Genomic DNA, 14,618 nt, shown 5'->3' with positions numbered 1-14,618 from the left:
CCACAGTGGATGCCACTCTCGAACGCACCGTGCGGACGGAGCTGCCGGTTACCCCGGCACAGCTCGGTCTGCTCGTGGCGCACGCCCGGGCCGCCGGCCCGTCGGCCTACCACACGCTCTATCGGCTCGACCTCGACCCGCGGTACTCCGCCGAGGCGGTTTCTCGGGCACTGAGCGGCGCCGTCGCGCTCCGGCCCACCATGCGGCAGATTTTCGGGCTGCTGCCCCGCCCGCACGCGCGACTCGTGGCGCCGGTCGCCGACGTGGTGACCCTCCAGGTGGCCGTCGCCGCAGTCGACTTCGCGGACGCGGTGAGCTCGGTGGCCGGGCAGATCGGCCAGCCCGCGTTCGACCCCGGGACCGAGCCGGCCCACCGGTGCGCCGTCGTGCGGGCCGAGGAGGGCACTGCCTGCACCGTGCTGCTGGCCGTGCACTGTCTGCTGCTCGACGCGGTCTCGATCGGTCCGTTCGCCGACGACCTCGCCGACCTGCTCACGGCGCCGCCGACCGCCGCCGAACTGGCCATGCGGGTCGCCGATCGCGAGGCTGCGCACGTCGAGCACCTGGAGGCGTCCCCGGCGCCGACGGCCCGGGACCGGTCCGCCGCCTGGGCGCGGCGGCTGCGCCGCGTACCCTCGCTGGAACTCGCCCCGGTGCCGGGGCGTCCGGCGCGGACCTCACTCACCGGCGGGCAGGTGCGGGGTGAGGTGGACGCGGGAGCGTGCCTCGGCTTCCCGCCGCAGGTGCTGTTCGCCGGCCTCTACGCGGCGACGCTCGCCCGGCACGCCAACACGTCCCAGGTCGTCATCGGCACGGAGGTGGGCCGCTCCGCGGACCCCCTGCCGGTCATCGTCGAGGTGGACTGGGCCCACACCGTCGACGCCTACCTGTCCACAGTGGTTGGACCCGCGGTCGAGGCGGCCCGGGCCGACGCCGACATCAGCCTGGCGCAGCTCACCGCCGAAACCGGACGCGGCCCGCTGCACGCGGCGGTGCTCGCCGTCGCGGCAACGGAACCGCACCGCGCGTACGCCGCGGTCCGGGCTGTGCGCCGCCTCGGCAACGGCACCGTGCGATCCGACCTGCGGCTCGGCGTCACCCCGCAGGACGGGCATTGGCTTGTCGAGCTGGAGTACGACCGGGAGCTGATCGCGCCCGCGGTCGCCGACGGCCTGCTCGCATCGCTGCGGACCGCCGTGCGACGCGCCGTCGACGACCGCACGCGGACTCTCGCCGAGCTGTTCACCGACGCCTCGACGGCGGCCAGCGTCCGCTCCGACGGCCGGCACCCGCGGGCCACGGCCGGGCTGTACGAGGCCGTCGAGGCAGTGGCGCGGCAGCAGCCCACGGCGGTCGCCGTGCGGGAGCCGGGCCGCGACCTGACCTACGCAGACCTGCTGGCCACGGCCGGCCGCATGGCGGGCGGCCTCGCAGCGCGCGGCGTCGGCCCCGGCGACGTGGTCGGCCTCGCCGTCGACAGCGGGCTCGCCGACAGCGTCGCCGCCATCGTGGCGGTGCTGCGCCTGGGCGCCACGTTCCTGCCGCTGGACGCGACCGTGCCGCGGCGCCGGCTCGACGACATGGTCCGGTCCGCCTCGTGCCGCCTGGTGATCGGCGCGCCGGTGGCGTCGGCGGCGCCCGCGGTCCCGGTCGCTGAGCTGGCCACCGCGGCGGCCGTCGCCTCGGCGGCCGACCCGGACGCACCGGTGTACGTGATGTACACGTCCGGCTCGGCCGGCGCGCCGAAGGGTGTGCTGATGGGACAGGCGTGGCTGGCCGAACTTGCGGCGTGGCAGATCGACGCGCTGGCGATGAACGGCGACAGCCGGTTCCTGCAGTACGCGCCGCTCAGCTCCGACGTCTGCTTCCAGGAGATCGTGCCGACGCTGCTCTGCGGCGGCACCGTGCTGTCCTTGGCCCCGGCCGACCGGCGCGACCCGCTCGCGGTGCTGCGACACGTCGCCGACACCGGGGCTACCCACGTCTACCTGCCGACCGCCGCGCTGCGCCCGATGGTGCAGCTGATCGGGGACCGCGGCACGCACCTGCCGGACCTGCGGTACCTGTGTGTCTCCGGCGAGCAGCTCACCGTCGACGAGCAGGAGCGGGAGTTCCTGCGCCGGCATCCGCACTGCACGCTTGTCAACCATTACGGGCCGACCGAGACGCAGGCCGTCACCACATACCGGCTGCGGGGCGACGACCCGGCGTGGCCCGGGCACGTGCCGATCGGCGTACCGCTGCCGGGGGTGGCCGCCTACGTCGTGGACGCCACCGGGCACCTCGCCCCACCCGGCGTCGTGGGCGAGCTCCACCTCGGCGGCCGTTGCCTCGCCGCCGGCTACCTCAACGACCCGGAGTTGACCGCCGCACGGTTCGTGCCCGACACATTCGGCCCGGCGGGCGGCCTGATGTACCGCACCGGCGACCTCGTCGTCCGCAACGACCGCGATGAACTGGTCTTCCTCGGCCGGCTCGACTCGCAGGTGAAGATACAGGGGCAGCGGGTCGAGCTCGGCGAGATCGAGGTCGTCGCGGCCCGGGTGCTCGGCGTGCGCCAAGCGGTCGCGGCCGTGCGCGGCGAGCAGATCGCGTTGTTCCTGCTGCCCCATCCGGGTGCCGCCCCCGACCCGTCGCGGGTACGGGAGCATCTGGCCGCGACGCTGCCCGCCCACATGCGTCCACAGTGGATTGTTCCGGTGACGGCCGTGCCGACCACCACGAGTGGCAAGACCGACCGGGCCGCACTGCTGCACCGGCTCGACGAGCTGCTCGCCGCCGGCGGCCACGGCGACGCCGCGCGACCACCGGTACACCTCGGCGCACTGGAACGCGACCTCGCCGCGCTGTGGTCGAGGATCCTCGGGGTGGGGGACATCCCCCACGACCACTCGGTGTTCGACCACGGCGCCAGCTCGCTCACCGTCCTGGATGCGTTGACTGCGATACACGCGGCCTACGGCGTCACGGTCCCGGTCGCCGACCTGTACGCCGCGCCGACCGTGGCGGGCATCGCCGCCGCCATCCGCGCCGGCGCGGGGACGCTGCGATGAGGACGGCGGTCGTCAGTGGCGGTACCCGGGGCATCGGACTGGCCTTCAGCCGCCGGCTGAAGCGGCTCGGCTACCAGGTGGTGGCGCTGTACCGGCACGACAAGACGGCTGCGGACGCCGCGGCGACGGCCGGGCTCGTCCCGGTCCAGGTCGACGTCGCCGATCCGGTGGCCGTGGACGCCGCGGTCCACGACATCGTCCGCATCTACGGCGGCCCGTCGGTGCTTGTCAACAACGCGGGCGTGAACGTGGACCGGCCTGTGCTGGCGATGTCCGTCGAAGACTGGCGGCGGGTGCTCGACACCAACCTGTCAGGCGTCTTCTACCTCACCCGGGCGCTGCTGCCGGCGATGCTCGCGACGACCGGCGACCGGGTGATCGTGAATGTCGGCGCGACGACCGGCATCCGACCCCGTCGTGATGGCGCGAACTACTGCGCGAGCAAGGCCGGGCTGCTGCAGCTCACCAAGTGCCTCGCGCTGGAGCTGGCGCCGCAGGTGCGGGTCAACTCCCTGATCCCGGGCAACACCGAGACCGACGAGCTGGTCGCCCGGTTCGGCCTGGACGACCCGGCCGGGCGCGCGAAATTCCTCGCGGATGTGCCGCAGGGGCGCCTCGGCACGACCGAGCAGGTGGCCGACGCACTCGAGTTCCTGGTCGGCCCGGGCAGCGCCCAGATGACGGGCCAGAAGCTGATCGTCGATGGAGGGCAGTTCATGTGGTGACCCCCGATGAGGACCGGGTGGTCCTGAAGATCGGCACGACGTCGCTCGTGACGGACGGCCGGCTGGAGCCGGAGAAGGTCGAACGGCTGTGTGCGGCGGTGCGCCTGGGCATCCGGGCCGGGCTCGCGCCCGTCGTCGTCACCTCGGGCGCGATCGCCATCGGCCGGACCCGGCACGCGGCGCTGGGTGATGCGAACGGGGCCGGCCAGCAGGTCGCCGCCGCGATCGGCCAGGGGCTGCTCTACGGCGCGCTGCAGGAGACGTTCGCCTCGTACGGCCTGGAGACCGGGCAGGTACTGCTCACGCCCTACGACCTCATCGAGGCCGACCGCGGCGAACGGGTCCGGGCCACCTTCGACGAGATGCGTTCCCTCGGCGTCGTGCCGATCGTGAACGAGAACGACGCGCTGGGCGTACGCAACAACGACGTGCTCGCCGCCTTGCTCAGCGGGTTCCTGCGGGCGGGGCTGCTGGTACTGCTGACAAACGTGCCCGGCCTCTACGACCGGGACCCGCAACTCGGCGGCAAGGCGACTCGGATCGGCAAGGTCGCCGAGCTCACACCGCAACTGGAGGCGCTCGCCGGCGGCACCGTCGTGGCGGGCGGCACCGGCGGCATGCAGATGAAGCTGTCGGCCTGCTGGATCGCCACCTACTCCGGGGTCCGCACGGTCATTGCGGACACCGCCGACCCAGCCGTCCTCGTCGCGGCGCGCGAGGGCGCCGACATCGGCACCGCGTTCGCCCCGCGGCCGGTGCGTGGCGCATGGCCGGACGCGGGCCGGCTGTGGCGCGCGTTCCGCACCCCGCCGCGCGGGGCGGTCACCTGCGCCCCCGCCGGGCTGATGGCCATCGAGCACCGCCAAGCGCTGCGGCGCATCCAGGTCACCACCGCACGAGGGCAGTTCCACGCGGGCGACGTCGTGGACATCACCGGCCCCGATGCCACGCTGCTCGCCCGCGGCAGCATCCGCTACCCGGCGAGCGCCGTGGAGTTCGGCTGCGAACCCGGCACCGCATTGCTCGTCGGCTCCGACTACGTACGCATCAGAAGGGATGCACCATGACCATGACCGCCACCCAGACCTGCGAGGCCGCCGCGGCGGCTGCGACGGCCGTCGCGGCGTTGAGCACCCGGCAGAAGGACCTGGTGCTGCTCGACATGGCAGCCGCCATCGAGCAGCACCGCGACGCGATCCTCGAAGCCAACCGGCAGGATGTCGCCGAGGCGCGCAGGAGCGGTGTCTCCGCGACGCTCGTCGACCGGCTGACCCTCACCGACCGTCGGATGGCCGGGCTCGCCGCCACGATCCGTACCGTTGTCGCGTTGCCGGACCCGGTCGGGCAGGTCACCGGCGGCTGGACCCGACCGAACGGGCTGCTCATCGAGCGGGTCCGGGAACCCCTCGGGGTCGTCGCCGTCATCTACGAGGCACGGCCCAACGTCACCGCCGAGGTCGCCGCGCTGTGCCTCAAGTCGGGTAACTGCGCCGTGCTGCGCGGCTCGTCGATCGCCGCCGCCACCAACCGCGCCATCATGACCGCGCTGGACACCGCGATCGCCCGGCACCCGGCGGTGCCGGCGGCGGCCGTCCAACTCGTCGAGGACCCGTCACGGGCCTCGGCGACGGAGCTGATGCGCGCCAAGGGACTCGTCGACCTCCTCGTCCCGCGCGGCGGGCCGGCCCTGATCGAGTCGGTGGAGCGCGACGCCACAGTGCCGACGGTCATCGACGGTGCGGGCAACTGCCACCTGTACATCGACGCCTCCGCCGACCGGGACATGGCCACGGCGGTGACGATCAACGCGAAGACCTCCCGGCCCAGCGTGTGCAACGCGATCGAGACCCTGCTGGTGCACCGCGAGCTCGTCACCGACTGGCTGCCCGGCGTGCTGGACGAGCTCACCGCGGCCGGCGTGGAGATCCGCGGCTCGGCCGAGGTGTGCGACGCGTGGCCGAAGGCGCTGGCCGCGACCGAGGAGGACTGGGACACCGAGTACCTCGACCTGGTGCTCGCCGTGCGGGTGGTCGACGACGTGGACGCCGCGATCGGGCACATCCGCCGGCACGGCACGGCCAACGCCGAGGGCATCGTCGCCCGCGACATCGACGTGGCCCGCCGCTTCGCGCGGCTCGTCGACTCGGGCAGCGTGTTCGTCAACGCCTCGCCGCGCTACTCCGACGGCGGCGAGTTCGGCTACGGGGTGGAGATCGGCGTGTCGACACAGAAGCTGCACGTGCGGGGCCCGATGGGCCTGGAGGCGCTGACCACTGTCAAGAACGTGGTGTGGGGCTCCGGTCAGACCCGGACCGTCGCATGAGAACCCCGGCCGCGACCCGGCCGAGCCGGCTGATGAGCAGCATCGACCAGGCGATCTCCATCAAGTACAACAACCTCGTCTACGAGCTCAAGGCCACCGGGCACGACATCATCACGCTGTCGCTCGGCGAGGCGTTCTTCGACATCCCAGCGCCGGACTTCAGCGGGTTCGACGTGGCCGAGCTGCACCACTACTCGCACTCGCGGGGCGTACCGGAGCTGCGCCGGCGGCTCGCCAAGTACTACGAGGACCGGTTCGGGCCGTCAGTCGACCCGGACCAGGAGATGATCATCACGGCGGGGTCGAAGGCCGCGATCTACATGACCCTGCTCGCGGTGCTCGAACCCGGCGACGAGGTCATCATGACCGAGCCGTTCTGGCTGAGCTACCCCGCGCACGTGCGGCTCTGCCGCGGCGAACCGGTCATGGTGGCGCACCAGGAGAGCCTGTTCGACCTGGAACGGCACATCACCGCCCGGACCCGGGTGATCATCATCAACAACCCCAACAACCCGACCGGCAAGGTGTACACCGCGGCCGAACTGGACCACCTGCACGCCCTCGCGACACGGCACGGGCTGCTGCTGCTCGTCGACGAGGCGTACAACGAGTTCGTGGCGCCGGGCACCGCGTTCGTGTCGGCCGCCGTCGGCGACCCGGAGCGGCTGCACACCGTCACGGTCAACTCGATGTCGAAGAACTTCGGCATCTCCGGCTGGCGGATCGGCTACCTCATCGCGCACCGCCGGATCGTCGACGAGGTACTCAAACTCAACCAGCACCTCGTCACCTGCGCGCCCACCATCCTCGCCGGCTACCTCGCCGGGCACTTCGACGAGCTGATCAGCCGGACCAGGCCGCAGATCCAGCAGGCCGTGGCGATGCGCGACACCGCCGCGGGCTGGCTCGCCGACGCGGGCATCGAGACCCTTCCCGGTGAGGCGACGTTCTACCTGTTCGGCTCGCTGGGCGAGTCCAGTTTGAACTCCGACGCGTTCGCCACCCGGCTGCTGCGCGAACGGGGCGTCTGCGTCGTGCCCGGCATAGCCTACGGCGAGTCGTGCGACCGCCATATCCGGATCTCGGTCGGGACCGAGTCGCCGGAGCGGACGCGGCGCGGGATCGCCGCCATCCGCTCCCTCATCGACGCCACGAGGACGTGACCCGTGACCGCCACAGTGGACACACCGGACGCCGCCCGGACCACGGTCCGGCGCAACGAATGGCTGCTGGTGTTCTTCACCGGCACCACCAGCATCGCCGACGCCATCGGCACCGTCGCGCTGCCGGTGCTCATGCTGCACTTCACCCGTTCGCCGTTGCTCATCTCCGCCGTGGCAACCCTGCGCAGCCTGCCGTGGCTGCTCGGCGCGCTGCACATCGGAGTCGTCGTCGACCGGCTCAACAGGCGGCAACTCATGGTCGCCGCCGAGATCGCCCGGACGGTCGCCGTGGGCACCCTGCTCGCCGGGTACCTCACCGACCTCCTGACCGTGCCACAGATCCTCGTCACCGCCCTCGTGCTCGGCGTCGCCGAGGTGTTCGCGCTGCTGGCCGGGGCGTCGATCGTGCCGGCCGCCGTCCCCCTGGGCAGCCGCGACCGGGTCAACACGCGGATGACTGGCGTGGAGTACCTCTGCCACGGCTTCGTCGGCGCACCGTTCGGCGGTCTGCTCGTGGCGGCCGGCTTCGGCTATGCCTTCGGTACCGCCGCCGCCGTGTACGTGGTGGGCGCCGTGCTGCTGATGATGCTTGTCGGCAACTTCGCGGTGCAGCCCACCACACCACGCGGCACGGTGCACGGTGAACTCCGCGACGGGCTGCGGTTCCTGCTCCGGCACCGGTTGCTGCGCACCATGTCGCTGCTCGTCGCGGTGATGGCCGGCAGTTGGGCGGTCTGGTATGCGCTCATCGCCGCATACGCGATCGGCACCCTGGGGCTCAGCCCCGGCGCGTACGGCCTCCTGCTCACCTGTCTCGGCGCCGGCGGCATCGTGGGAGTCCTGCTCGTCGGCCGCGTCAACCGGATCCTGGGCCGGCGCTGGTCGATGTTCGTCGACATCATCGGCACCGCGGCCATGGTCGGCGTGCCGGCCGTGCTGCCGCAGCGTCCGGAGAGCGCCTGGATCATCGGCGCGGCGGCGTTCCTCACCGGCATCGGAGGGACGATGTGGACTGTCAACTCGCGGGTGATCCAGCAGGCGCTGGTGCCCAACGAGATGTTCGGCCGGTTCAGTGCGGCGACCCGGCTGGTGTCGTGGGGGATGGCCCCGGTCGCGGCGCTGCTCGCCGGCGGGCTGGCGCAGCTCGTGTCCTACCGGGTGGCGTTCGGTGTGTTCGGGGTGGCGTGTCTTGTGCTGATCATCCCGTTCCTGCGGGTCGTGACGGCCGACGCCGTCCGGGACGTCGACCGGCCGAGCGACCCGGCCCAGGCACCGGACATCGCGACGGTCTCCTGACCGGAGTGTCTCCGGCCGGGGCTCGGGCCCCGGCCGGACGTCGTCCGGATTCGGACATTTCCACTGTACGTCCGGACCTTCGCCCCTCCCGCCGGTCGTGGCGAGTGAATCTGGTGCCACCGCCGGGGTCGAACCGGATGAGTCTCGGCCGGATCGGGTGTGGACTGCCCGCCGCTCTGCTGGTCTGACTGACGTACGCAGAGCCGCGATTCCTGGAGGTGCGCCGTGGCCGTATCCGAGACCGTCACTGAGACGAGACAGGCCCTGGGCCCGGTGGGCGTCTGGTTGGGCGCGCTGCAAGGCGAGCCGGCCGAGACCCAGCGCTCCGCCGCGCGCCGCATCGAGGCACTGGGCTACGGCTCGATCTTCGAAGGCGAGATCGTCGGCCGCAACGATGTCTTCGCCCAGGAGGCGGCGTGGCTGTGCGCGACCTCCCGGATCGTGACCGGGGCCGGAATCGCCAACATCTGGGCGCGCCACCCCGCCACGGCGCAGGCCGCCGCAGTGGCCCTCGGCGACGCGTGGCCGCGCCGGTTCGTGCTCGGTGTGGGTGTCAGTCACGGCCCGGTCATCGACAAGACCGGCATGACCTACGACCAGCCGCTGAAACGTATGCGTGAGTATCTCGACGGGATGGACCGGGCCACTGTCACCGCGCCTCCCAGGCCGGTTCCGCGGGTGCTGGCAGCGCTGCGCCGCCGGATGCTGGAGCTGGCTCGGGACCGTACGGACGGTGCGCACAGCTACTTCGTCCCGCCCGAGCACACGGCGGACGCGCGGCAGATCCTGGGCCCCGATCGCCTGCTGATTCCCGAACAGGCGATCTGCCTGGAGACCGACCCGGCCACCGCCCGGGCGACCGCCCGCGAGCACACCAGTTTCTACCTGGGACTGCCGAACTACGTGAACAACCTCAAGCGGTTCGGCTTCACTGACGAGGACGTGGCCGGAGCGGGCAGCGACCGGCTTGTCGACGCGATCGTGGCGTGGGGCGACCCGGCGACGATCGCGACCCGGGTCCGCGCACACCACGACGCCGGCGCCGATCACGTCCTGATCCAGCCGTTGGCGAAGGACATCCGCGGCGCGCTGCACGAGCTGGAGGAGCTCGCAGGCGTACTCCGGCCCGTCAGCCCAGGGCGTCGATGACGGGTGCGTGCCACTTGAACCGGATGTGGTCTCGCCGCCGAGGTCGTAACCCGGGCCGGTGGATTGATTCCGGATCGTCCGGGTAGCTGCGCCTTTGCGGAACGACTCAGGTGGAGGTGCGTACTCATGACCGTGACACCAGCGGGCTCGCAAGCCCTTCCGCGGAAGCGTGCTGCCGGGGGGTCGACGACGCAGTCTCGGCGCCGCCCGGCGAAGGAGGAACTCCCGACCGCCGGCACGACCGGACAGCCCACGGGCGAGTCCGAGCTGGTGACCTGGCAGGACGTCCCGGTGCCGCACGTCAAGGTGCCGGTTCTCCACATGGCCGTACCACAGCCGAAGCAACTGCTGTATTACGGCGGCGTCGGCGTGCTGGCAACGCTCGGCGTCCTGGAATGGCCCGTTGCCGTCGCGGCGGCGGCCGGTGTGTGGGTGGCGACCCACAGCCGCGGGCGTGCCGAACCGCCGAAATCGGCGGGAGGGTGAGACGCGGACCATGGCACGTGGCAGTGATGCCGGACGGTGACGGCGACGGACCGGCCGTTCGGCGGCGGAGGAAGGCGTGGGCCCGGGACGGCCTCGCCCACGTCGAGGTGCGCGGCGCCCGAGACCATCTGATCAGCGCAGAGTACGGAAAACTGCTGGAGAAGGCGCTTGAAAGGCTGCGCGGTGTTGACTGGGCGGCCTGGAACGCCGCCTTGGGCCAGCTGCTGATCAGCTACGACGAGGGCACACTCGGGCTCGACGACCTCGTCGAATTGGTGGCGTCCGTCGAATCCGACTTCATCCCCGCGGAGCAGGCCGCCGGAGCGCCATACCTGGACGCGGAGACCCGTCATCTGGTGACGCTCGCCTTCGACCTGCTCGGCGCGGCCGGCGGGTTTGTGGCGCGGGGTCTGCGGATACCCGCGGCGCCGCGGGAGCTGGCCGCCATCATCGCGATGGTCGACCACGTGCCGGGGGTGCGCGACTGGCTGCGCCGGCACATCGGCCGCAACTGGACCGATCTGGCCGTCTCCGTGGCCAGCGCGGGGATCGGCGCCGCGAGCCAGACGGGGCTGTCCGCACTTGCGGACGCCGCCATGCGGGTCGTGCTGCTGCGGGAGGCATCTGCGCAGCGGGACACGTGGCAGCGCAGAGCGGCCGGGCTGGCCCGGGAGGCCGGCGTGAGCCGCGCCGGCAGCCTCGACGGCGCGCGGCCGGCTGCATTGCCGGACGGGCCGATCGAGCGCTACGCCAAGCGGATCAGCATCCTGACGCTGCTCGCCTCCGGCGCGGTCTCGCTGTTCCCCGGCGGCGTCCGGCGCGCGGCCCGGGTGCTCGCGGCGGGTTCACCGGTCCCCGCGCCCGCCGGCCGGGAGACGTACGCAGGTGAGCTGGGCCGGCTTCTCGCTCGCCGGGACGTGCTCGTCCGCGATCGAGGCGCGCTGCGCCAGCTGGACCGGGTCGACACGGTGGTGATCGATGCCCGGGCGCTGACCGGCGGCCGGCACGTCATCACGCACGTGGCGCCCATCAACGGCACGGCGCAGGACGCTTGGGAGGCCGCGAGCCGCCTTGTCGACGCGCACCGCGGCACGTTGCCGACGGACGAAGATGCCGACGGCTGGGCACTCGCCGTCCCGCAGCGTCTCGACACCGCGATCCCGGAGGCTGTCCTGGACGATGTACGCACTTCCGGCGGCAAAAAGGGGAAGGTGTACGTGCTGACCCGCAACCGGCGGCCCGAAGCGGTCGTCCTGGCCGAGTCAGCGCTGGATCCGTTGACGGCCGCCGTGATCGCGGCCGGCCGCCGGGTTGGCCGGGTGCTGCTCGCCGGAGCGCCGCCCGAGATCCGCCACCGGGTGCCGGCGGACGGTACCGTGCCCGGAGGCTCACGGCTGGCCGGGTCCATCCGCGCGTTGCAACGGGACGGCCACGTCGTCGTGCTCATCGGCGAGCACAACGACACCGCGCTCGGTTCGGCCGACTGCGGCTTCGGCGTGCTGCGGGCGGATCGTCGACCTCCGTGGGGCGCTCACCTGATGGGCGGGCCCGGACTGGAGACGGCCTGGCTGCTGCTCGAGGCGGCGACGGTGGCCAAGGCGGTCAGCAGGCGCAGCACCCTGGTAGCGGCGTCCGGGTCGGTGGCCGGCGCGCTACTGGGAAACGCCGACCTGGCGCCGCGGGGCGCGCACCGGGGAACGCTCGCTACGGGTGTCGCGCTGGCCGCCAATGTTCTCGGTGCGGTGTGGTCGGCGCGCACCCTGGGCCGCCGTGCGGCGCCGGTGCCCGCGGTCGACGTTGCCTGGCACGCGCTCCCCGTCCACGAGATCATGCGAATCTTGGCCACGTCTCCGGACGGCATCAGCGAGGAGGCCGCCGAACACCGCCGGCGCGCCGAGGCTCCGGCGGACGACGAGACGGCGCCGGGGGCGCGGGGGCTGCTCGACACGGTCATGGCCGAGCTGGACACGCCCTTGACGCTACCGCTCGCCGCCGGCGCCGGTGTCTCCGCCACGATCGGTGCGAAGAGCGACGCGGTGCTTGTCGTCGCCGTCATCCTGGCCAACGCGCTGCTGTCGGGCGTGCAGTCCGTGACCGCCCGGCGGGCGCTGAGCCGGCTGGTGAGCGCGGCGACGCCGCGGGTCCGGTTGCGCCGGGCCGGCGTGGATCGGGACGGCAGCATCGACGAGCTCGTGCGGGGCGACGTCATTCTCCTGGAGCCGGGGGATGCGGTGCCGGCAGACTGCCGCCTGATCGCCACCTCCGGCCTCGAGATGGACGAGTCCCCGGTGACCGGTGAATCCGTGCCGGTCGCCAAGAGCGTTGCCGCTACCCGGGCCAGCGCCGTTGCCGAGCGCAGCAGCATGGTGTACGCGGGGACGACGGTCGCCGCCGGGTCGGGCACGTGCATCGTCGTGGCGACGGGTGAGCAGGCGGAGGCCGGCCGCAGCGCCCGGCTCCAGCTGCAGGAGCCGCCGACGAGCGGCGTGCAGCACCGGCTGCACGAGCTGACCAAGGCGTCGCTGCCGGCGGCGGGTGCCGCCGCGGTCGCGCTGCTCGCCACGGGTCTGCTGCGGGGGCGGCTGGCCGAGTCGATCAGCAGCTCGGTCGCGCTCGCCCTCGCCGCAATCCCCGAGGGGCTGCCGTTCATTGCCACCGCGGCCGAACTGAGCGCGAGCCGCCGGTTGTCCGAACGCAACATCCTCGTCCGCGATCCTCGATCGATGGAAGCGCTCGGGCGGGTCGACGTGATCTGTTTCGACAAGACCGGCACGCTGACCGAGGGGCGCATCGCGTTGCGCACCGTCTCCGACGGCTGTGTGCAGGTGCCGACCGAGCGGCTCACCCCCCGGCACCGGCTGATCCTGGCCGCCGGGCTCCGTGCGAGCCCGGCGCCCAGCGGGCAGGAAGCGTTGCCGCACCCCACCGACCAGGCGGTCGTGGCTGGTGCCGCCGCCGCGGGTGTCCGTACCGACGGGGGCGTCAAGGATTGGCGGCCCATCCGCGAGCTGCCCTTCGAACCGGCACGCGGGTTTCATGCGGTCCTCGGCACGGCCCGCAACAGCCACGTGATCAGCGTCAAAGGCGCACCGGAGATCACGCTGCCGCGCTGCTCGACCTGGCGCCGCGACGGCACCACCCGGCCGGTCACGCCGGCCGACCGCGAGGAGATCGAGGCGGAGGTCGACCGGATGGCCCGGCAGGGCCTGCGGGTGCTCGCGATCGCGGAGCGGGCCGCGTCGCCGCGGCGCCGCCTCGACGACGAGCGCGTCGACAACCTGGAGTTCCTCGGCCTCCTCGGGCTCGCCGACCCGACCCGCGCTACCGCCGCCGAGGCGGTCGACCGGCTGCGACGCGCCGGCGTCAAGGTGCTCATGCTGACCGGTGATCATCCCAGCACGGCGGCGGCCATCGCCGCCGAGCTCGACCTGCTCGACGGCGGGACCTTGGTGACCGGGCCGGACCTCGACGGCGCCGACGACGCGACAGTCGACGCGCTGGTGGCCAAGGCCTCGGTCTTCGCGCGGCTCAGCCCGGGGCACAAGGTCGCGGTTGTCCGCGCGTTGCGGCGCGCCGGGTCGGCCGTCGCGGTCACCGGTGACGGTGCCAACGACGCGCCTGCGATCCGGCTCGCGGACGCCGGTATCGCGCTGGGCGGGCGGGCCACAGACGCCGCCCGCCAGTCAGCGGACATGATCGTGATGGACGGTCGCATCGAGACGATCGCCGACGGGGTGGTCGAGGGACGCGCCATGTGGGCGTCAGTACGTGAGGCGCTCGCCCTGCTCCTCGGCGGCAACCTGGGGGAGATCCTGTTCACCGTCGGCAGTTCCCTGGTCTCCACGACACCACCGCTGAACGCGCGGCAGATCCTGTTCGTCAACCTCATGACCGACCTGCTGCCCGCGATCACGATCGCCGCGAGGCCGGCGAAGCACGTCACCGCGGACCAACTCATCCGCGAAGGACCGGAGGCATCACTCGGCGCGGCGCTGACGGCGGACATCGCCCGCCGCGCCGTCGCGACCTCGACGGCAACGGCGGCGGCCTGGTTGACGGCCAAGGCGACCGGGACGACCGCGCGAGCCAGCACGGTGGCCCTCGCCTCCCTCGTCGGCGCGCAACTTGGCCAGACCGCGCTGCTCTCCAACGGTGACCCGGTCGTCCTCGCCGCGGCCGGCGCCTCCGCGGCGGCGCTCGTCGGCGTCGTGCAGACCCCCGGGCTGAGCCAGTTCTTCGGCTGCCGCCCGCTGGGTCCCGTCGCCTGGGCCATAGTCCTGGCGGCGTCAGCCGCCGGAACGACGATGGGGGCGCCGCGACCGCTTCGCCGGTCACCGGAACATACGCCTGCCGAACGTTCAAGCCCGCACCGTACCGACGGTGTTGACGAGGACGAGTAACTCAGCGCCGGCGCCGGACGATC

At 72.7% G+C, this 14,618-nt stretch carries 9 protein-coding genes; all 9 read left to right on the top strand.

Going from position 1 to position 14,618, the window contains the following annotated elements; translation table 11 throughout:
• Positions 1 to 5 precede the first annotated feature (5 nt).
• Positions 6 to 3,053 (top strand): amino acid adenylation domain-containing protein, encoded by a 3,048-nt coding sequence (locus tag Dvina_RS40740; protein WP_246655638.1) that lies wholly within the window; start codon positions 6 to 8, stop codon positions 3,051 to 3,053.
• Complete coding sequence (locus Dvina_RS40735; protein ID WP_223095435.1) at positions 3,050 to 3,778, top strand: SDR family NAD(P)-dependent oxidoreductase; 729 nt, start codon at positions 3,050 to 3,052, stop codon at positions 3,776 to 3,778. The genes Dvina_RS40740 and Dvina_RS40735 overlap by 4 nt, the downstream gene beginning before the upstream one ends.
• Positions 3,772 to 4,845 (top strand): glutamate 5-kinase, encoded by a 1,074-nt coding sequence (gene proB / locus Dvina_RS40730; protein ID WP_223095433.1) that lies wholly within the window; start codon positions 3,772 to 3,774, stop codon positions 4,843 to 4,845. The genes Dvina_RS40735 and proB overlap by 7 nt, the downstream gene beginning before the upstream one ends.
• A 2-nt stretch (positions 4,846 to 4,847) precedes the next feature.
• On the top strand, positions 4,848 to 6,101 hold the full coding sequence (locus Dvina_RS40725; protein ID WP_223105986.1) for a glutamate-5-semialdehyde dehydrogenase: 1,254 nt from the start codon (positions 4,848 to 4,850) through the stop codon (positions 6,099 to 6,101).
• A 32-nt stretch (positions 6,102 to 6,133) separates the two neighbouring features.
• Positions 6,134 to 7,264: a pyridoxal phosphate-dependent aminotransferase gene (locus tag Dvina_RS40720; protein WP_223095431.1), complete on the top strand. Its 1,131-nt coding sequence runs from the start codon at positions 6,134 to 6,136 to the stop codon at positions 7,262 to 7,264.
• Positions 7,265 to 7,267: 3 nt separating this feature from the next.
• Positions 7,268 to 8,560, top strand: coding sequence for an MFS transporter (locus tag Dvina_RS40715; protein ID WP_246655636.1), 1,293 nt, complete (start codon positions 7,268 to 7,270; stop codon positions 8,558 to 8,560).
• Between the two features lie 225 nt (positions 8,561 to 8,785).
• Positions 8,786 to 9,709: a TIGR03620 family F420-dependent LLM class oxidoreductase gene (locus tag Dvina_RS40710; RefSeq protein ID WP_246655635.1), complete on the top strand. Its 924-nt coding sequence runs from the start codon at positions 8,786 to 8,788 to the stop codon at positions 9,707 to 9,709.
• A 126-nt stretch (positions 9,710 to 9,835) separates the two neighbouring features.
• Positions 9,836 to 10,195, top strand: coding sequence for a hypothetical protein (locus Dvina_RS40705; RefSeq protein WP_223095430.1), 360 nt, complete (start codon positions 9,836 to 9,838; stop codon positions 10,193 to 10,195).
• A gap of 26 nt (positions 10,196 to 10,221) precedes the next feature.
• Positions 10,222 to 14,595, top strand: coding sequence for a cation-translocating P-type ATPase (locus Dvina_RS40700; RefSeq protein WP_246656647.1), 4,374 nt, complete (start codon positions 10,222 to 10,224; stop codon positions 14,593 to 14,595).
• The last annotated feature ends 23 nt before the right edge of the window (positions 14,596 to 14,618 follow it).

Origin of the sequence: Dactylosporangium vinaceum, from assembly GCF_019904175.1 — a bacterium.
Lineage (GTDB): Bacteria > Actinomycetota > Actinomycetes > Mycobacteriales > Micromonosporaceae > Dactylosporangium > Dactylosporangium vinaceum.
The sequence above is the reverse complement of the archived record's forward strand: the minus strand, read 5'-3'. Positions and strand labels throughout refer to the sequence as shown.